Origin of the sequence: Streptomyces sp. Alt3 (genome assembly GCF_030719215.1) — a bacterium.
Lineage (GTDB): Bacteria > Actinomycetota > Actinomycetes > Streptomycetales > Streptomycetaceae > Streptomyces > Streptomyces glycanivorans.
In genome coordinates, this window is record NZ_CP120983.1 from 5,527,378 (window position 1) to 5,546,353 (window position 18,976).

Annotated in this window: 18 protein-coding genes and 1 tRNA gene; 15 read left to right on the plus strand and 4 right to left on the minus strand. The window is 69.1% G+C overall.

Annotated features, from left to right (window positions below; genetic code table 11):
- The first annotated feature begins 51 nt into the window (after positions 1-51).
- A complete protein-coding gene (locus P8A20_RS24255) occupies positions 52-846 on the plus strand; it encodes an O-methyltransferase (protein WP_147963398.1) in 795 nt (264 codons plus the stop codon).
- A gap of 61 nt (positions 847-907) precedes the next feature.
- Here P8A20_RS24255 and rfbC read toward each other — a convergent pair whose 3' ends face one another.
- Entirely contained in the window at positions 908-1,507 is a 600-nt protein-coding gene (gene rfbC / locus P8A20_RS24260) for a dTDP-4-dehydrorhamnose 3,5-epimerase (protein WP_147963397.1), read from the minus strand.
- 56 nt (positions 1,508-1,563) lie between these two features.
- Positions 1,564-3,588, minus strand: coding sequence for a glycosyltransferase family 2 protein (locus P8A20_RS24265; RefSeq protein WP_261988974.1), 2,025 nt, complete (start codon positions 3,586-3,588; stop codon positions 1,564-1,566).
- 289 nt (positions 3,589-3,877) lie between these two features.
- On the opposite strand from P8A20_RS24265, the gene P8A20_RS24270 reads away from it, so the two are divergent.
- Positions 3,878-5,164, plus strand: coding sequence for an acyltransferase family protein (locus P8A20_RS24270; protein WP_306104258.1), 1,287 nt, complete (start codon positions 3,878-3,880; stop codon positions 5,162-5,164).
- 159 nt (positions 5,165-5,323) lie between these two features.
- On the opposite strand, the gene P8A20_RS24275 is transcribed toward P8A20_RS24270, so the two are convergent.
- Entirely contained in the window at positions 5,324-6,748 is a 1,425-nt protein-coding gene (locus P8A20_RS24275) for a polysaccharide pyruvyl transferase family protein (protein WP_306104259.1), read from the minus strand.
- Between the two features lie 295 nt (positions 6,749-7,043).
- On the opposite strand from P8A20_RS24275, the gene proB reads away from it, so the two are divergent.
- The 5 genes from proB to P8A20_RS24300 all read left to right on the plus strand — a co-directional run bounded on the left by proB (position 7,044) and on the right by P8A20_RS24300 (position 12,878).
- Entirely contained in the window at positions 7,044-8,162 is a 1,119-nt protein-coding gene (proB, locus tag P8A20_RS24280; protein WP_306104260.1) for a glutamate 5-kinase, read from the plus strand.
- A 132-nt stretch (positions 8,163-8,294) separates the two neighbouring features.
- On the plus strand, positions 8,295-8,780 hold the full coding sequence (locus tag P8A20_RS24285) for a DUF8830 family protein (protein WP_306104261.1): 486 nt from the start codon (positions 8,295-8,297) through the stop codon (positions 8,778-8,780).
- A 458-nt stretch (positions 8,781-9,238) separates the two neighbouring features.
- Positions 9,239-10,522, plus strand: a complete 1,284-nt coding sequence (locus P8A20_RS24290; protein WP_147963392.1) for a glutamate-5-semialdehyde dehydrogenase — start codon at positions 9,239-9,241, stop codon at positions 10,520-10,522.
- A gap of 106 nt (positions 10,523-10,628) precedes the next feature.
- Entirely contained in the window at positions 10,629-11,240 is a 612-nt protein-coding gene (locus P8A20_RS24295; protein WP_147963391.1) for an SCO2584 family spore wall biosynthesis protein, read from the plus strand.
- Between the two features lie 516 nt (positions 11,241-11,756).
- Complete coding sequence (locus tag P8A20_RS24300) at positions 11,757-12,878, plus strand: SCO2583 family membrane protein (RefSeq protein WP_147963390.1); 1,122 nt, start codon at positions 11,757-11,759, stop codon at positions 12,876-12,878.
- Here P8A20_RS24300 and P8A20_RS24305 read toward each other — a convergent pair.
- The gene (locus tag P8A20_RS24305; protein WP_147963389.1) at positions 12,808-13,947 is read right to left on the minus strand and encodes a M48 family metallopeptidase; all 1,140 of its coding nucleotides are present in this window, start codon (positions 13,945-13,947) and stop codon (positions 12,808-12,810) included. The two genes, P8A20_RS24300 and P8A20_RS24305, sit on opposite strands and share 71 nt — an antisense overlap.
- 110 nt (positions 13,948-14,057) lie before the next feature.
- Here P8A20_RS24305 and P8A20_RS24310 point away from each other — a divergent pair, with 110 nt between their 5' ends.
- The 8 genes from P8A20_RS24310 (at position 14,058) to P8A20_RS24345 (ending at position 18,896) form a co-directional block, all read left to right on the plus strand.
- Positions 14,058-14,210: a hypothetical protein gene (locus P8A20_RS24310; RefSeq protein WP_014156326.1), complete on the plus strand. Its 153-nt coding sequence runs from the start codon at positions 14,058-14,060 to the stop codon at positions 14,208-14,210.
- Positions 14,211-14,294: 84 nt separating this feature from the next.
- On the plus strand, positions 14,295-14,456 hold the full coding sequence (locus P8A20_RS24315) for a hypothetical protein (protein ID WP_014156327.1): 162 nt from the start codon (positions 14,295-14,297) through the stop codon (positions 14,454-14,456).
- A 38-nt stretch (positions 14,457-14,494) separates the two neighbouring features.
- Complete coding sequence (gene nadD, locus P8A20_RS24320) at positions 14,495-15,112, plus strand: nicotinate-nucleotide adenylyltransferase (RefSeq protein WP_014156328.1); 618 nt, start codon at positions 14,495-14,497, stop codon at positions 15,110-15,112.
- A 19-nt stretch (positions 15,113-15,131) separates the two neighbouring features.
- Positions 15,132-16,880, plus strand: a complete 1,749-nt coding sequence (locus P8A20_RS24325; protein WP_147963388.1) for an LCP family protein — start codon at positions 15,132-15,134, stop codon at positions 16,878-16,880.
- A gap of 72 nt (positions 16,881-16,952) precedes the next feature.
- Positions 16,953-17,384 carry a ribosome silencing factor gene (rsfS, locus tag P8A20_RS24330; protein ID WP_006124372.1) on the plus strand — a complete coding sequence of 144 codons (432 nt, stop codon included), beginning with the start codon at positions 16,953-16,955 and terminating at the stop codon, positions 17,382-17,384.
- The gene (locus P8A20_RS24335) at positions 17,381-18,034 is read left to right on the plus strand and encodes a histidine phosphatase family protein (protein WP_306105193.1); all 654 of its coding nucleotides are present in this window, start codon (positions 17,381-17,383) and stop codon (positions 18,032-18,034) included. Before rsfS ends, P8A20_RS24335 begins: the two co-directional genes overlap by 4 nt.
- Before the next feature lie 116 nt (positions 18,035-18,150).
- A tRNA-Ala gene (locus tag P8A20_RS24340) sits at positions 18,151-18,223 on the plus strand.
- Between the two features lie 439 nt (positions 18,224-18,662).
- Positions 18,663-18,896, plus strand: coding sequence for a hypothetical protein (locus tag P8A20_RS24345; protein ID WP_014156331.1), 234 nt, complete (start codon positions 18,663-18,665; stop codon positions 18,894-18,896).
- The last annotated feature ends 80 nt before the right edge of the window (positions 18,897-18,976 follow it).

The following is an 18,976-nucleotide window of genomic DNA, read 5'->3' on the forward strand; positions in this document are numbered from 1 at the left end:
TAGCTTGCTCGCAAAACCAGGCCAGTTGGTTCCTGTCGAAGGGCTGCTCCAGTGAACCGCCATGAGTTTCTCCAGTCCTTGCACCGTGTCTACCGGCCCCGGAACTATCTGGAGATCGGTGTCAACGACGGTAGGAGCCTGGCCCTTTCCAGGGTTCCCTCCGTAGCCGTCGACCCGGCATTCCGCGTGGTGACGGACATCAGCTGCGACGTCCACCTGGTCAAGGCGACGAGCGACGACTTCTTCAAGCGCAAGGACCCGCTGCTGCACCTGCGCAACGGCCGGAACCCGTTCAGGGCCCTTGCCCGCCGTGATCCGTTGAACCTGCTCGGCGCGGACCCGAAACTGGAACTCTCCTTCATCGACGGCATGCACCTGTTCGAGTACGCGCTGCGGGACTTCATGAACGTCGAGCGGCATTCCCGCTGGTCGAGCGTGATCGTCCTGGACGACATGCTCCCGCGGGACGTCGACGAGGCGGCCCGGGACCGGCACACCAAATTCTGGACCGGAGACGTCTACAAGGTGGCCGAGGTGCTGCGCCGCTACCGGCCCGACCTCCTCGTCGTGGAGGTCGACACGGAGCCGACCGGCGTGGTGGTCGTCTTCGGTGCCGACCCCGACAGCACCGTCCTGAAGAACGCCTACGACAAGATCGTCGAGGAGTACGTCGTACCCGACCCGCAGAACGTGCCGGACGAGGTACTGGTGCGCAAGAACGCCGTCGCCCCCGAGGCCCTCCTCGGCGCGGACTTCTGGCCGGCTCTGGCCCGGGCGCGCAATCTGCGCCGTCCCCGGTCGGCCTTCGCTCCGTTGCGCAGAAGCGTGGAGGCCGTCGCGGTCTGAGCCACGACGAAGCCCCCGGTCCGTGTGCATCCGGACCGGGGGCTTCCCGTTTTTCACACCGTCAGGCGCGCGAGCGCAGCTCCTCGTAGTAGGCCTGGCAGGCCTCGTACGTGGGCAGGAGGCCCTGCTGCTCGGCCTCGGCCAGGGTGGGGGCCGCGGCGTCCTTGTCGGAGAGCAGCGGGGTGATCCCGGCGGGCCACTCGATGCCCAGCTCGGGGTCGAGCGGGTTGATGCCGTGCTCGCGGCCGGGGGAGTAGCCCTCGGAGCACAGGTAGACGACCGTCGCGTCGTCGGTCAGCGCCATGAAGGCGTGGCCGAGGCCTTCCGCGAGGTACACGGACCGGTGGTCGACGTCGTCGAGCCGCACGGCCTCCCACTGCTTGTAGGTCGGCGAACCGACCCGGATGTCCACGATGACGTCGAGCACGGCGCCGCGGACGCATTTGACGTACTTCGCCTGACTCGGCGGCACGTCGGCGAAGTGGATTCCACGCAGCGTGCCGAGGCTGGAGACGGAGCAGTTGGCCTGTTCGAGCCTCAGCCGGTGCCCGATGCCCTCGGCGAGGGACGGTGCCTGGAACCACTCGTGGAAGCTGCCGCGGCTGTCCGGGAAGACCTTCGGTTCATGAACTATGGCGCCCGCGATGGAGAGCTGCCGCATGTTGATCACGTCCTTGTGCTTGTTGCTGGTCTCAGTTGCTCGAAAGGCAGGTGCGGTCAGCCGATGATCCGGTTGGCGAGACGGCGTGCCTTGGCGCGTGCCCGGCTGGGGAGTCGGCGGGCGAGCGGTCCGCCCACCGCACTCAGCGCACGGCGGACCGTCACCTTCCGGTGCTTGGAGTTCACCCTGTTCACGAGATCCCGGTCGGCCAGGGGCAGGCCGACGGGCAGCTTGATCCGTCCACGGGCGTCTACGGACACCTCGAAGAGATGGAGGGGGGCGTTGTTCCCGCCGTCCAGCTGTGCGGCCAGTTGCCAGGTGCCGGCCGGGGCGCCTGCCAGAGCGGGCAGGAGGAGGTGGGCGCGGCCTTCCGTGGGGACCAGTGTGGAGGGAAACGTGTGGGCGGCGCCGGACGAGGACAGCACCAGCCGCACCTCGGACCTGGCCGTCTTCGGGGCGGTCAACAGATCCAGCCGGAGTTCGGGCCTGCTGCCCGGGACGAGCAGAACCGGGCGGTCCGCGAGATACGGGGCCAGCTTCTTGCCGCGGCGGGCGACGTCGAGCGTGAGATTGCCGTGCGGTTCCGTGAAGTACGGAATGACGGCTCGTGCAGGGGAACCCAGCGATGCGGGCAGACACGCGGCGTCGACCTGCGGCGCACGGTCGGCACCGAGCCGGGCCTTGCGTACCAGCCCGAGGCCCCTCAGCGGGACCCACACGTCCCAGAAGCCGCGGGAGACACGGCCACGGCCCTTGACGCGTTCCGAGGAAACGGTGCCGGAACCGTGCAGGACGACTTCGCAGACACCGTCGCCGAGGTTCTCGATCTCGGTGGTGAAGGTCGAGGGGCACGGCCACTCGACGGCTGTCTCGCGGTTGCGCAGCGAGATCTCCGCCGAGAAGTCGTCGAGGTCGTCGGTGACGTCGAGGAGTTCGCCCTCCGGCATCAGCCCGCCGGTGAAGTCGGGGTGCAGGAAATAGCGCCCCTCGCGTTCGAGCAGTCGCAGCGGTTCCTTGTCGTCACCGTGGACGAGACGGCCGCTGACGGTGACGGCGATCTCGCCGTTCGGCTGCCAGGCGAATTCATCCAGCCGCGCACCCGCCTTCACGGACGCGGCGAACCGGGCGATACGCAGGAGTCCCTGGCGGTCGTCGTTGCGCAGCAGCGTCGAGCGCAGTCGCTGTACGGGGCCGAGACCGTCGTGGACGCCGTCGTCCATGAAGTCCTTGGCCACGTCCTCGACGGCGTCGCACATCTCGTCGAGGAACTCCGGGGTGTACTTGAGGACGGCCGGCTCGCTGAGACGGCTCAGCATCTCCACGCGGTAGAAGCGGCGGAGGAGGAGATCGCGGAATTCACCGGGCTCGGTGTTCTCGACGACCACGTCGAGCACTTCACGAAGGTTCCCGTAGTAGCCGGACGGGACGATCTTCGCCGACCCGGCGTTCTTTCCGTCGTCGCGCTTCGAGTAGAAGTAGCAGGTGTAGTTGCCGAGAATGGAGACCACCTTCGCCGGGAAGTAGGCCTGCATCATGTAGAGCTGGTCCTCGAGGCGGCGCTTCCCTTCCGGGTAGGCGATCCCGTTCTCGCGGAGGAATTCCGTGCGGAACATCTTGTGCGGGGTCAGGCTGTCGTACAGCGGCGCGTCGCGCAGGGTGCACTTCTCGCGCGACACCTTGAAGACACCGTGCGGTACCCCACGGAAGTTGCTGGCCACCTTGCCGATGACGATGTCAGAGCCGTTCCGGTGCCCCATCGCGTACAGGCGCTGCAGCGCCTCGGACGCGAGGTAGTCGTCCTGGTCCACGAACTGCACGTATTCGCCGGCCGCCTCCGCGACACCGATGTTGCGAGGCTTTCCCGGCCACCCTGAATTCGGAATGGTGATCACCCGGAAATGGGGGTGTCTGGTGGCCAGTTCCTCGAGCCGTTCGCGAGTGTCGTCCGTCGATCCGTCATTGACGAAGAGGACTTCGAACTCGTCTGCGGGGAGGGTCTGACGCAGCAGGGAATCGATGCAGGGATCGATGTATTTGCCGGGATTGTAGACCGGGATAACGACACTGACTTTGACTGACACGACTGTGCCCCATCTCTGAGAACCATGGACAACAAGGTGGGGGTTGGGGCCGGCGGTCGACTTCGGAGCAGGGGGCGCCGCCCGCATGCACTCTAGCGGTTGCACGGGATCGAACAGTTCGGGTTCGTCCTCCGAGGGTAGGGTGTCCGGGGTCGCCGGGCCGAGGCCGGTGGCCGATCTTGACCCGCTGGAGCGGTCCGTTCTCCTCTGTGTCTTTTCGATCCACGTGACGAGCAGATCGAGGACGCGCTCCCCGCTCGTTCCAGGAGGCCCCATCCATTCGCGCAACGTGAGTGTTCCCAGAGGTTTGCGGTGGTCGTTGGGTTCGGTCGCCGAGCTTTTCTCCGGCCGCGACAACAGTCTGGGTTTCCTCCGGCTCACCCTGGCCTCCGCGGTGGTGGTCTCGCATGCCCGGATTCTCGGCTTCGGGGACGAGGAATTCGGACACCACTTCAGCCACGGCCAGACCGACCTCGGCAAACTCTCCGTCTACGGCTTCTTCGTGCTGTCGGGCATCCTCGTCACCAGAAGCGGAAAGAGGCTGCCTCTCGGGCGCTTCCTGTGGCACCGGGCGCTGAGACTGCTGCCGGGGCTGTGGGTCTGCCTCGCGGTGACCGCTTTCCTGGTCGCTCCGCTTCTGTACTGGCGGCAACAGGGCGGTCTGGAAGGCTTCTGGGGCCATCCGGAGGGGCCGCTGCGCTACATGTCGTCGAACTGGGCGGTCGCGCCGCTGCAGAACGACGTCTCCGGCGTGGTGGCCACCGCCGGTGAGTCGGGCCTCGCGCACAGCCCCAGCATCGATGCGGCCCTGTGGTCGCTGCGTTACGAGGTGCTCTGTTATGTCGGGGTGGCCCTGCTCGCACTGACGGGCGCGCTCCTGCGTGCCCGGCGGGTCGTGCTGCTCGTCGTCGGTGTCCTCGGCCTGCTCGTGGTCCGGGACGCGCTGAAGGTGCCGTTCTGGTCGGGCTTCGACGACTCCGATTACCACACGAGTCTCGAGCTCTTTCATTTCATGGGCCGTTTCGACCCGGACGTCGTCCTCTATCTCGGCCTCGCCTTCGCCCTCGGCTCTGTGATCGAGCTCTACCGCGAACGTGTTCCGGTCAGCGACGTTCTGGGTGTGGCATCAGCGCTGGTGTTCCTCGGCAGCCTCCGCTTCGGATACTTCTTCGTCGTCGGACTGCCCGCCTACGCCTACCTGCTGCTGTGGCTCGCCATCCGCCTGCCCGCGCCGTTCCGGCGCATCGGCGCTCGGCATGACTATTCGTACGGTATGTACATCTACGGCTTCGTCGTCCAGCAGTCCCTGGTCGCGGTCGGGTTCACCCGATGGGGCTTCTGGCCGTACCTGGGGATGTCACTCGCTGGTGCACTGGCCGCCGCGGTGCTCTCATGGCATGTGGTGGAACGGCCGGCGATGCGGCTCAAGGACCTCGGCTCGAGCCGGTCGGCCGGGCGGAGTCCGACGGGCGAAGGCGACGCGGCACGGCCGACGGTGCCGGATCCGCCCGGTGGCGTCTCGTCAGCGGTCACCGCTGACGTGTCGCCGGCCGAGGGTGTGGGCAAGCGGGCGTGACACGGCTGTGAGCCCTGCCCCCTGGCTTTCACCGGCGTGCGGCCGGTGCAGGCGGTGTGGCCGGCAGCTGCTGGAGAAGCGGCGCCGGCCGGTTGCCGTCCGCCCTGCGCCCGGCACGTCACGGGGGTGGGTGCCGGGCGGCAGTGGACGTACTCCCCGCTATTCCGGGCGCAGCAGCCTGCGGACCGGACGCCCCACCACGCGGCGGGCACGCCGGTAGGCGGACGGCCACGCTGCGGCCCCCTGGCCGGCCTGGACCCTGATGTCGACCGGCCGGCTGCCCTTCTTCTCCAGCTGGCCGAGCAGAAGGGCGTTCTGCTCGGTCAGCTCCTCCAGCCGGCTCTGCATGAAGCTGAAGCGGCTGCTCAGCGCATCAGGATCCGTGTCGGTCCACGGGCGGACGGCGGGCGGCAGGGCGAGCTTGGAGAGCTGTGCGTCGAAGGCCTTCCCGCTGTCGCCGTGGTGGAAGGTGTTCTCCAGGCCGTTCTTCTCCATGAAGCCGGTGAAGCGGAGGAAGCGCTCCTTGTGGCCGTTCACCAGCTCGCCGAAGTCGGCGGCCTCGTACAGCTCGGCCGGGTCGATGTTCCTGGGCGTCTCGGAGATCTTGCGGTGCGGGATGCCGAAGTACCGGCAGAGCTCCAGGGTCCGCGAGTCGCTGCAGAGCACGGTGCTCGGCACGCCGGCCAGCAGGGCCGCGATGTTGCCGTGGATGCGGGAGCCGAACGAGAAGTCGAACGCGCGCAGCTCCTCGATCCAGGTGGCCGGGTCGACGTAGAGCCGGACCTTGCCCTCGCGGTACATCGGGTGGGACGGATGGGTCGGCATCGAGGTCTGCGCGCCGATCGGGTTCGACGTCTCCCGCCAGTGGAGCAGCTGGGCCTCAAGGAGGTTCTGCCCGACGAACCGGAGATGCGGATAGCGCTCGTGGGCCTGCCGGATGATGGCGTCGAGGCCGTGCGAGCGCACGGCGCTGTGCGAGCCGTTCACCGAGATGCGGGATTCCGCGGTGAGCGACTCGGCCCCCTTCTCGAGCGTGAACGTCTCGCCGTGCATGAACATGGAGGGGCAGCCGATGACCTCGACGTCCTTGAAGCCCATGTTGTTCAGGTACTGCTCGGTGAACTCGCCCCGCACGCCGATGGACGCGCTGTGGTTGAGAACCTCCGAGACGAACTCCCTGACCGTCGGCTCCATCGGCTTCAGGCGGTCGGCGTTGTACTTGAGGTCCGCCTGTGCGCCGACACCCAGGACGACGACGGGGATGCGCAGCTTCTTGATCAGCTGCGTCATCCGCTTCAGGGGACGCTCGAACGTCGGACGGAACGCGTTGGCCAGAGGCACGACGAAGGCGTCGAACTCCTCGTTTATGCGGTCGGCCGCCGACGGGTCCGTACGGATGCCGTTGGAGAAGACCTCGGCCCGTGAAGTTGTCAGAAGCTTGTGCGCCGCGTCACTGAAGATCAGATTGCCCGCGTTGGTGGCGAAGACATCTCTGTGGAGGGACTGTTCGAGCGAAGCCACATCGAAGGGGCTCTTGCCTGATCGGAGGAGGATGCGCCTCTGGCGGGCCGGTTCATCTGTCACATAAAGAGGGTAGCCCGATGAATGCCTGGTGGAGATTACGTAAATGACTCCATTCGGGCGTATGTCGGTCAGCCGACGTCCGCACTGCTTCCGTGTAAGGAGCCCGGCGGTGACAGCAGCTGAGACAGGGCGGTGCCCGTGTGCCCCGCTCGCGTAGATTGAGGACGACGGAGCAGGACGACGTGATGTGGGGACGGCGTACGTGTCAGGGGCAAGGGAATCTCGAGGCGCGGCAGAGGGATCCGAAGGCGCGGCCCGCACCTCCTCCGGCGGCGGCGCCGGGAGCAGGCCGGGTGTGACGGACGCCCGCCGGATCGTCGTCAAGGTCGGATCCTCCTCACTCACCACCGCGGCCGGCGGCCTCGACGCCGACCGGGTGGACGCGCTCGTCGACACGCTCGCCAAGGTGAGGAGCGGCGGGGAGCGTGAGGTGGTCCTCGTCTCCAGCGGTGCCATCGCGGCCGGCCTCGCCCCCCTCGGCCTCGTCCGCCGGCCCAAGGACCTCGCCCGGCAGCAGGCCGCCGCCAGCGTCGGCCAGGGACTGCTCGTCGCCCGCTACACCGCATCCTTCGCCCGCTACGGCGTACGGGTCGGACAGGTGCTCCTGACCTCCGACGACACCAGCCGGCGCGCCCACTACCGCAACGCGTACAGCACGCTCGACCAGCTCCTCGAGATGGGCGCGTTCCCCGTCGTCAACGAGAACGACACCGTCGCGACGGACGAGATCCGGTTCGGGGACAACGACCGGCTCGCCGCGCTCGTCGCGCACCTCGTCCACGCCGACCTCCTCGTACTCCTGTCGGACGTCGACGGCCTCTACGACGGGGACCCGAGCACACCGGGCACCTCCCGGATCGCGGAGGTGAGCGGACCGGCCGACCTGGAAGGCGTCACCATCGGCAGCGCGGGGAAAGCGGGCGTCGGCACCGGGGGCATGGTCACCAAGGTCGAGGCGGCCCGGATCGCCACCGCCGCCGGTATCCCCGTCGTCCTCACCTCCGCGAGCCACGTCGCGGACGCCCTCGCGGGGCGCGACACCGGCACGTACTTCCACCGCACCGGACGCCGCTCGGCCGACCGGCTGCTCTGGCTGGCCCACGCCTCGACCCCGCAGGGTGCCCTCACGCTCGACGACGGAGCCGTGCGCGCCGTCGTCGAGCGCCGCACCTCCCTGCTGCCCGCCGGGATCTCCGCGGTCGAGGGCGAGTTCTCCGCGGGCGACCCGGTGGAGCTGAGGGATCCCGCCGGCCGGGCCGTCGCCCGGGGGCTGGTCAACTTCGATGCCAAGGAGATCCCCCAGCTGCTCGGCCGGTCCACCCATGACCTCGCGCGTGAACTGGGCCCCGCCTACGAGCGGGAAGTCGTACACAGGGACGATCTCGTCGTCCTCACGCCTCGTCCGGCCCCCTGAAACGGCTGAAAGTCCAGCCTTCGGGCTGAGACCTTCACGAAAACCGCCCCACGCCCGGCCCCGGGCTGGTCAACTTTGTCAGAGGGACACAAAAAGGGGTCGGGACAGCCACACATTCACAGGAGGCCGCCGGTGAGACGAGCGCGCCCGGGGGCATTGCCCCGCGGAACGGGCAGCCGTGCCCTGACCAGCGTCGGGGCGGGAGCCGACTTCGTCGGTCCCCCCACCGACCAGACCCTCGAACAGGAACCGGTGGTGACGGACGAGGAACTGACCCGCTCCAAGCTGTGGCACATCACCCTCAGTGTCTCCGGCGGCCCGACCCCCCTCAAGGAGATCAGACGCGGGCTGGAGCAACTGGCGCACGACCACCCCTTCCTGCTCACCAGCCGGTACGCCAACGACCACGCGGAGATCCGTTACTGGGAAGAGGCCCGGGACCTGCACGACGCCGCGGCGGTCGCTCTGCGGCTGTGGGGCGAGCACCGGTCCAGCGCACGGCTCCCGCCCTGGGAGATCGTCGGCCTGGAGGTCATCGACCGGGAGACGTACCACCTGCGTGTCGCGGAGGGCTACGGCCCGCCGCCGGCCTTCCCCGTCGGGGTGCACCCGTACTGAGGTGCGCCCGTACGGGGGTGTCCGCGTGCGGGGGTGTTGCCCGCTGCCGACGGGGAGGTGTGGCCGGCACGGAGTACCCGGGCCGACCGGAAGGTACGCCCCGCTTCGGCGGGGTGTGCCCGCGGTGACGGGGTGCATCAGTGGTGACGGGGTGTGCCTGCGGTGACGGGGTGCACCAGTGGTGACGGGGTGTGTCCGCGGTGACGGGGTGCGTCCGCGTCGACCGGGGGTGCGGCTACCGGCCGAGAGGGTGCCGGCAGGCCCGCCCGGGAGGCGTGCCGGCGCCAGTCGGATCCGTACCGACAGGGCAGGGCAGGTGGAGCGGTACCGGTCGGCCGGGCAGTCCTGGTGGAGGTCCCCGACGAGGTGGGCCTGGCGGGGGTCCGGGCAGCGGTACGGCTGTCTCGCATCACGGGATACGTGGCGGATGCCCGCAGCGTGCGCACTACCCTGCGGGCATGACCACGCTTTCGCCGTACGACAACATGTCCCCGGTCGCCCAGGCCGCCTACCGGGCACGCGCCGCCGCCGACGACATCGCGCCACTCCCGCGCGCGGCGAAGGACGACGCCCTGATGGCGATCGCGGACGCACTCGAGGTGCGCACCAGCGAGATCGTCGAGGCGAATGCCGAGGACGTCGCGAAGGCCCGGGAGGCCGGTACGAGCGAGTCGATCGTCGACCGGCTCACACTGACGCCGGAGCGGATCCGCGCGATCGCCGCGGACGCGCGCGACGTGGCCGCTCTGCCCGACCCGGTCGGTGAGGTGGTCCGGGGCTCCACCCTCCCCAACGGCATCGATCTGCGTCAGGTGCGGGTGCCGCTCGGAGTCGTCGGCATCATCTACGAGGCCCGGCCCAACGTGACGGTCGACGCCGCCGCGCTCTGCCTCAAGTCCGGCAACGCGGTGCTGCTGCGTGGATCTTCGTCGGCGTACGCCTCCAACACCGCACTCGTTCGGGTGCTCCGTGACGCGGTGGGCGGGTCCGGACTTCCGGCGGACGCGGTGCAGCTCGTCCCGGGCGAGAGCCGTGACTCGGTGCGCGAACTGATGCGGGCACGCGGCCTCGTCGACGTACTCATCCCGCGCGGCGGTGCCTCGCTGATCCGTACCGTCGTGGAGGAGTCGACGGTTCCCGTCATCGAGACGGGCACCGGCAACTGCCACGTGTACGTCGACGCGCAGACCGATCTCGCCATGGCCGTCGAGATCCTGGTCAATTCCAAGGCGCAGCGCCCGAGCGTGTGCAACTCGGCCGAGACTCTCCTGGTCCACAAGGACATCGCCGCGGACTTCCTGCCCCTGGCCCTGGACGCGCTGGCCGAGGCCGGGGTGACCGTGCACGGTGACGAGCGGGTGCTCGCCCACGCCGAGGGGTCCAAGGCCACCGTCGTGGCGGCGACGCCGGAGGACTGGGAGACCGAGTACCTCTCGTACGACATCGCCGCCGCGGTCGTGGAGTCCCTGGAGTCCGCCGTGGCGCACATCCGGCTCTGGTCCTCAGGCCACACCGAGGCGATCGTCACCACATCGCAGGCGGCGGCCCGCCGATTCACCCAGTTGGTGGATTCCACGACGGTCGCCGTGAACGCGTCCACCCGTTTCACGGACGGCGGTCAGTTCGGGTTCGGCGCCGAGATCGGAATCTCCACGCAGAAGCTGCATGCCCGTGGGCCGATGGGGCTGCCCGAGCTGACATCCACGAAGTACATCGTCACCGGCGACGGTCACATCCGTTAGCGGGACCGTTCCCGCCCGGGCGAGGCGGCAGGTCGGGTGAGGCGGCAGGTCGGGCGATTTCGCGGGCTCCCTGCCCAAATCACCCCGCCGGGGCTACGCTGAGGCTGTGCCGGACGACGTGGGGGGCAGGCCGTTCCCGGACGGCTGGGAGCCCGACGACGACCGCGGGGGCGCGGACGAGGACTTCGCCTCCGTGGTGTTCGACGAGGACTTCGTCAGGTCGGCCGAGATCCACGAACCCACCGCGGTCGAGCGTCTCCTCGCCGCCGCCCAGGACCGTGCCGAGGCCGAGGCGTTCAGGGCGCGTTCGGGCAGTGGTTCCCTGGACGACGATCTCTACGACGACGGGTACGGCCCCGACGGCGTGTACGGCCACGGGAGGGCCTTCGGCGGCTCCTACGACCCAGATGACCCCGACGCCGTCCACGAGGACGATGACGGCCCTTACGGGCCGCACGGCGGTGCCCTGCGCCCCTACCGTGGCTCGGCCCGCTGGCACCGGCCTGTCGCGTGGCTGCTCGCCCTGCTCATGGGGATCGGGATGGTGGCGCTCGCCTTCAGCGCCGTGTACCGGGGCGCGGCCGCCAACCGGCAGGACCAGGTGCCGCCACCGGCCACCAGCGGCGTCGGTGAGCCGGGCGCGGCCCCTTCCGCCTCGGCCGACTACTCCCGCCCTGCGGTTTCCGCTGTTCCCCGCACACCTTCAGCCGCCGAATGAGCAGGGGCGCGACGGCCCCACGTCCGGCAGGCCCAGGCCTGGCCGAGCACCGTCACCTGGCACCGGCACGCGGCACCGGCACGCGGCACCAGCACCTGTGAACGCGTAGCAAGGCCCAGGTCCTCGCCGGCCGCCTTCCCGAGCTGTTCTCTCCGGTCGCATCCCACCCGTCCCGGCGGCCCGGCGTCCCGCCATCCCTCCCGACCCTCCTCGGCCGCTCCCCGTGCCGTCCTCCCTGCGGGCCCCGGGCCAGGACGAGACTTCTCCTGCGCCGCCCCTGACCCCGCCCGGCCGCGCTCCGCCTGCGCTCCCACCTGCGAGGCGTTTACCTTGATGAGGATCGACCCAATCTGAAGGTACGACCTTGTGATCCCTCCTCCCCGTCCCCGTCCCCGGGGAGAGGGCCAGCCACTTGTCCATCTGTCGAACCCGTGACGGACAGGTCCGCCCGGGGCCAAGTGCCCAGGCGGATCCCAGCGCCAGCTCCCGCCGGTGGCGCGGAGATCGGGAGAAGTCATGACAGGCCGCGAAGAACCGCCCGAAGGGCCGCCCGACAACCCGGGCGGGGAGGACGAGTACCGCTCACTCGTCTTCGACGAATCGTTCGTCCGCGCTGCCCGGCTGCAGGAATTCTCAGCGCAGGAACGCATGGGCGGGCATGCGCGCGCCGTGCGCTCCCTCCCCGGCCGTGGCTCCCGCAGGCACCGGCCGCGGGCCGGTATCGCTCTCGTCGTGCTGATCGCGCTGGCATTCGCCGCCGCTGTGTATCTCGGCTTCCGGAACCCCTACCCGACGCCCGTCGCCAGGCGCGCGGAGCCGCTGCGGACGACGGTGATCCCGCTCGCCCCCGAGGGCCGTGTACCCGGAGGAACAGCTGAGTCGCTCCTCGACGACGGTCCGGCAGCGGCCCACGCCACCGGCGCCTCAGGCATCAACCTGCCGTCGGTCAGGCGGACCAAGAACTTCTCGGACAGCCAGGTGACCATGGCCCTCACCACGGTCAAGGACTACCTGGTGAACTCCTCTCTCGACCCCGACGTCATCACCGGCGGGGTGGTCCGGCCGGTCGGACGACTCCTCGACCCGGATCAGACCGCTCAGTTCGACCGGAGCATGGAGTCCCCGGCCGCCGACGGCGAGCACAGCGCGACCGGCTGGCTGGTGCGCTTCGACCCGGCCGAAGTGGAACTTGCCGACCCCGACATCAGGGCCCACGGCACTCTCACCTACGCGGAGGCGGGGTCGGACACCCTGGAGGTGGTGTCCGACCACACCTTCACCTACGCACTGCGGCCCGCTGTGCCCGGCCCCCACCGGGCCGACGGAGCCTCTCTCTTCACCGTGCGTCGCGTACTGCATTTCCTGCTCGACCGGGAGGACATCCGGCTGCACCGACTGGAGGTCCGCAGTGCCTACGTCCAGGCCGGCCCCCAGTCGTGCTCGACTGTGACGACGGGAGCCCTGCGCCCTCTGCTCGCGGGCCGGCAGGCGGACACCCGCGGTCCTGCGGGCACCGACCCCTACGCCAAGGGTGTGCCGACGGCGGCACTCTGCGGCACTCTGGGCATCACGTCCCCGACTCCGGGCCCTCCTCCGCGGAGCCCGGACGCCTCCAGGTCCCCTCGGAGCCGTCCGTAGCGCCCGAGCCGCCCTTGCCCGCGTTGCCGCCGCCGGTGTTCCCGCCGCCCGCGCCCGTGAACTTGTCCCGGAGCTTGCCCCCCAGGTCGCCCGCACCGCCGGCGATGTCACCGACGAGCTTCATCAGCGGGTCCTTGCTGGTGCGGACCGTGTCCGCGTAGTGCGCGGCGGACTCACGGAACGAGTCAGTCACCGACGTGTCCTTGTCCTCGTCCCGCTTGGGGTAATGGCCGTCCATGATGCGCTGGAAGTCCCGGCTCTCCGACCACTTCTTCAGCTCGGCAGCCCGCACCGCCGTGAACGGATGCGTCCGAGGCAGCACGTTGAGGATCTTCAGCACGGAGTCGCGGAGGTCGCCGCTCTTCTCGTACTCGTCGGCCTGGGCCAGGAAGGCGTCGACATTCATCTCGTGAAGATGATTGCCACCGGCGATCTTCATCAGCCCGCGCATCGACGCGCGCGGGTCCTGTCCCACCAGCAGACCGGCCCGGTCGGCGGACAGCTCCGACTTGCGGAACCACTCGCGCAGCGCTGTAACGATGGCCATGATCGCCACATTGCCGAGCGGGATCCAGGCCACCTTGAGCGCGAGGTTGGTCAGGAACAGCAATATCGTGCGGTACACCGAGTGACCGGACAGGGCATGGCCCACCTCGTGGCCGACGACGGCTCGCATCTCCTCCTCGTCGAGCAGCTCCACCAGCCCGGTCGACACGACGATGATCGGCTCGTCGAGGCCGATGCACATGGCGTTCGGCTGCGGGTTCTGTGTCACGTACATCGGAGGGACCTTCTTGAGATCCAGGATGTAACAGGCGTCCCGCAGCATGTCGTTGAGGTGCGCGAACTGGGCGTCGCTCACCCGGACGGAGTCCGACAGGAAGAGCAACCGCAGGCTGCGCTCGGGAAGCAGGCCGCTGAGCGCCTTGAAGACGGTGTCGAAACCGCTCAGCTTGCGCAGGGCCACCAGGGCCGAGCGGTCCGCCGGATGTTCGTAGGCCCGCGAGGAGATGTCCGGGAATCGCCTGCGCTGCCTGCTCGGCACGCTCTCGTGACTGGTGTCGGTCATGGATGCCCCCTGTTCGTACGAGACGTTGCTCGTCCCCCTGACAAAAGCCAGCGTATGCGCTGGCGCTACGGTGTGCGGGGGGCTGTGGATAACTTTGAGGAGCGCCCGGAATGCCGCATACCGCCGTCATGCTCGCCGCCGTGTCCGAGGACCAGGGACCGGGCAACACGCTTCGCGTCGTACTGCTTGTCGCGCTCGTCGGAGCGGCCCTGCTCGCCTGGTTCCTGCTGCGCGGATACCGCAACGACGACAACAACGACTGAGTCGGCGTGAGCGTGCCCGTGACGCCCGCATACGATGTGCCCGACGTCTCCCTCCTGATTCCCGATGGATAGGTCCTGCAGAAGATGAGCCTCTCGAGCACCGCGCACCAGCTGGTCACCCTCGCCTCCGAAGGCGAGCAGGGTGGTAACCACGAAAGCCTCAGCCCGTACCTCACCGGTGGCGGCGCGCTCGTCGCCCTGTTGCTCCTGCTGTGGATCACGACGCGCTTCAACCGGGACCGCTGAGTCCGAGGCGAACAGCTGTACCAGTAGGGTCTGCACGCATGGGAGAGCAGGAAGTGCCTACCGGCCGCGGCAAGCGCCGAATCGGCGTGATGGGCGGGACCTTTGACCCGATCCATCACGGACACCTGGTGGCGGCCAGTGAAGTGGCCGCCCACTTCCAGCTGGACGAGGTCGTCTTCGTCCCGACCGGGCAGCCCTGGCAGAAGAGTCACAAGCAGGTGTCCCCGGCCGAGGACCGTTATCTGATGACGGTCATCGCGACCGCGTCCAACCCGCAGTTCTCCGTCAGCCGCAGCGACATCGACCGCGGCGGACCGACGTACACGATCGACACGCTGCGGGATCTGCGCACGGCCCACGGTGACGCGGACCTCTTCTTCATCACCGGTGCCGACGCCCTGTCCCAGATCCTGACCTGGCGCGACGCCGAGGAGCTGTTCTCGCTCTCGCACTTCATCGGTGTGACCCGGCCGGGCCACCTGCTGACGGACGACGGCCTGCCCAAGGGCGGCGTCTCGCTGGTGGAGGTGCCCGCGCTGGCGATCTCGTCCACGGACTGCCGCGCCCGGGTCGCACAGGGTGAGCCGGTCTGGTACCTGGTACCGGACGGTGTCGTCCGCTACATCGACAAGCGCCAGCTGTACCGCGGCGAATGAGCCACGTAGAGGGGCACCTGTGAACGACCGACAGAACCCGTACGACCCGTACCAGCAGCCGCAGATCATCGGCTACGACGAGTACGGGCAGCCGGTCTACCAGCAGCAGGGGCAGCAGCAGTACGACCCGTACGCCCAGCAGCAGCCCCAGCAGCCCCAGCAGCCCCAGCAGCAGGACGGGCAGTCGCAGCAGGGCTACGGTTACGGCTACGACCCGTACGCCGGTGCGCAACAGCAGCAGTACGACCCGTACGCCGCTCAGCACACCCAGCAGCAGGCACCGCAGCCACAGCAGGCACAGCAGCCCACGCAGCAGGGATACGGGTACGGCGACGGCTACGGCGACGCCATGTACGGCTACGACACCGGCCAACAGCCCGCAGTGGACGACTCGACCCAGCAGTGGGCCGCAGCCCCGGCCGCTCCCGCCGCCCCGCCGCCGATGCCGGAGCAGCGGCGTGACCCCGAACCGCCGGCTGACGCAGCCGTTCCCGGCCGGCGCCGTGCCGAGGGCCAGCCCGGCACCGAGCAGTTCGCCTTCATCGAGGAGCCCGACGAGGACTCCGAAGATGTCATCGACTGGCTGAAATTCACCGAGAGCCGCAGTGAGCGGCGCGAGGAGGCACGACGGCGCGGCCACAACCGGATGGTCGCCCTCATAGTCGTCGTGGCCCTGGTGGTCGTCGGCGGAGCGGGCTATCTCTGGTTCGCCGGGAAGATCCCGGGTGTCTCGGGAGGCGACGAGCAGAGCACCACTGCGACGGGCCCCCAGAAACGCGACGTCATCGTCGTTCATCTGCACAACACCAAGAAGGGCGGCACCTCCACGGCGCTGCTCGTCGACAACGTCACCACCGGACAGGGCACCACCGTCCTGCTCCCCAACTCGCTGGCTGTGGCAGGCGAGGACGGATCCACCACCACGCTCGGCAAGTCCGTCGACGACGACGGGTCCACCGGTACCCGCGAGGCGATCGACACCCTGCTCGGTACCAGCATCAGCGGCACCTGGCGTCTCGACACGCCGTACCTCGAGAACCTCGTCGAGCTCGTGGGCAACATCGAGGTCGACACGGACACGGCGGTTCCCGACTCCAAGAAGGGCGCCTCGCCGCTCGTGGAAAAGGGGGAGGGACAGACGCTGAGCGGCCCGATGGCCGTCGCGTACGCCACCTACCAGGGCGAGGGCGAACCGGAGGCCAAGCAGCTCACGCGCTTCGGCCAGGTCATGCGCAGTGTGCTGCGCAAGCTGTCCGAGGACCCCAAGGCCGCGACCGTCACCATCGAGACGCTCGCCCAGATCCTTGATCCGTCCCTGCCGGAGCAGGACCTGGGTGCCTCGCTGGCCAAGCTCGCCGGGCACGCCAAGGTGGGCGACTACAAGACGGAGCTCCTTCCGGTCCAGAGCGACGGGACCCTGACGGACAAGGCCACCGCGAGCGTGGTCAAGGACGTCCTGGGCGGCAAGGTGAAGGCCCCGGAGCAGGGTGCGGCGGTGCGCGTCGGCATCAGGAACGCCACGGGGAACACGAAGGGCACCGAGTCCGCGAGGGTCCAGCTCGTCAACGGCGGCTACGCCTTCGTCGACAGCGGCAAGGCGGACACCGCGACGTCGTCCCAGGTGGTGTACGGAGCCGCGGAGGACAAGGCGAAGGCGGTCGAGGTCGCCAAGACCCTGGGGCTGCCGGAGAGCTCGGTCAAGAAGGGCGAGCCCGCGGCGAACGCCGACGTGTCCGTCGCTCTCGGACAGGACTACAAGATCTCCTAGCGGACGTCGTAAGGGCTGTCGGCGGTCCGTGAGACCCTAGGGGTTGATCTGACCGCCGACGAAAGCCTGCATGTGACCGCCACGGACCGCTCCATCGAGCTCATCAACGCCGCCGCCCAGGCGGCCGCCGACCGGCTCGCGCACGACATCATCGCCTACGACGTCAGCGATGTACTGTCGATCACCGACGCCTTCCTGCTGGCCTCGGCTCCCAACGACCGCCAGGTCAAGTCGATCGTCGACGAGATCGAGGAGCGGCTGCAGAAGGAGCTCGGCGCCAAGCCGGTTCGCCGCGAGGGCGACCGCGACGCCCGCTGGATCCTTCTCGACTACGTCGACATCGTGATCCACGTCCAGCACAGCGAGGAGCGCGTGTTCTACGCGCTCGAGCGCCTGTGGAAGGACTGCCCCGAGATCGCCCTCCCCGAGGACGCGGTCAAGACCCGGGGCAAGGCCGAGGAGCACGCCCAGCTCAACGGCGGCACGGAAGGTGACCAGAGCTGAACGGCAGCAGGAGCGGCAGAGGCCGCAAGATCGTCCTCTGGCGGCACGGTCAGACGGCGTGGAATCTGGAGCGCCGTTTCCAGGGCTCCACGGACATCGAGCTGACCGAGACCGGTGTCGGGCAGGCCCGCCGGGCAGCCAGGCTGCTCGCGTCGCTGAAGCCGGACGTGATCGTGGCATCCGACCTGTGGCGCGCCGCGGCCACGGCCGCCGAGCTCGCCTCGGTCACCGGCCTCGACGTCGCACACGACTCCGCGCTGCGTGAGACGTACGCCGGCGCCTGGCAGGGACTCACGCACGAGGAGATCGTCGGACAGTACGGCGATCAGTACGCGGCGTGGAAGCGCGGTGAGCCGGTCCGCAGGGGCGGTGGCGAGCTCGAGACCGAGGTCGCCGACCGGGCAGCCCCCGTGGTGCTGGAGCACGCCGGCAAGCTGCCCGACGCCGGCACGCTCGTCGTCGTGAGTCACGGCGGCACCATCCGGACGACCATCGGCCGTCTGCTCGGGCTCGAGTCCCACCACTGGGAGGGGCTCGGCGGGCTCTCCAACTGCTGCTGGTCGGTGCTGGGCGAAGGCGCGCGTGGCTGGCGCCTGCTCGAGCACAACGCCGGGACGCTCCCCGAACCGGTGCTCGGGGACGACGATTAGCGGGCGCCCGGAGGCTCTCTCCGGGCGGCTGGGGCCGGATTTCACTTTCCGGCTCGTCGCAGGCTAAAGTTCTTCTTGTTCGCAGCGCGGAAACGCAGGGAAACACAGCGGACAGCGGGGCTATAGCTCAGTTGGTAGAGCGCCTGCATGGCATGCAGGAGGTCAGGAGTTCAATTCTCCTTAGCTCCACAGTCAAGATCCCGTCCCCAGCAGGGGGCGGGATCTTTTTTTCATGGTCCTGTGGAACCGGGCCGGTGACGCGCGCCGGTCGTGCCTCAACTGCCCTGGCCCGCCTGGGACAAGGGCCATAAGGGTGTTCCGGCGCTGTCTTCGCAGGTACGCGGGCTGTCCCCGTGGGCCTCCTTCAGGACAAAGGCGGTCAGCGGGGCGGTCGTCGGGCTGACCTGCTTGCGGCGCCGTGGCAGAATCGGAGCGCCGGAGGGGGCGACGGACCGATCGGGAGGGAGCGCGATGCCTGCGAGCCGCGTACGGGCCCCGGGTCCGTCCCTTGCACCCACCGCGATCCACCGCTCCACCACCCTCGCTTCCGCCGCACCCCGCTACCTCGGCGCCTCGTACGAGGGTCCCTTCGCGTGCACGGCCTGCGGCCACCGTCGGAGCTGACCGGATGGGTGCGCACAGGCGGAAATGTGACTGGTGCGGCAGCGGTACGCCCATCGTCAGGGACATGGACCCCGTCAACACGGAGTTCCAGTACTGGTGCGAGGAGTGCGCGCGGGCGCTGATCATAAAAGGCGACCCCATCGAGACGTACCGGGAGCTCGAAGGCGAGCCCATCTACGGCCGCCTCCTGGAGGAGCACTGCACCCTCAAGCGGTTCTACTCCTTCGCCACTGCCTGACGAGGTACCAGCGCCGGTCCGCTCAAGATCGGAGCAACCGCTGGTCAGGGCTTCGCCCGCCGGTCATTTCGGGACAGAGT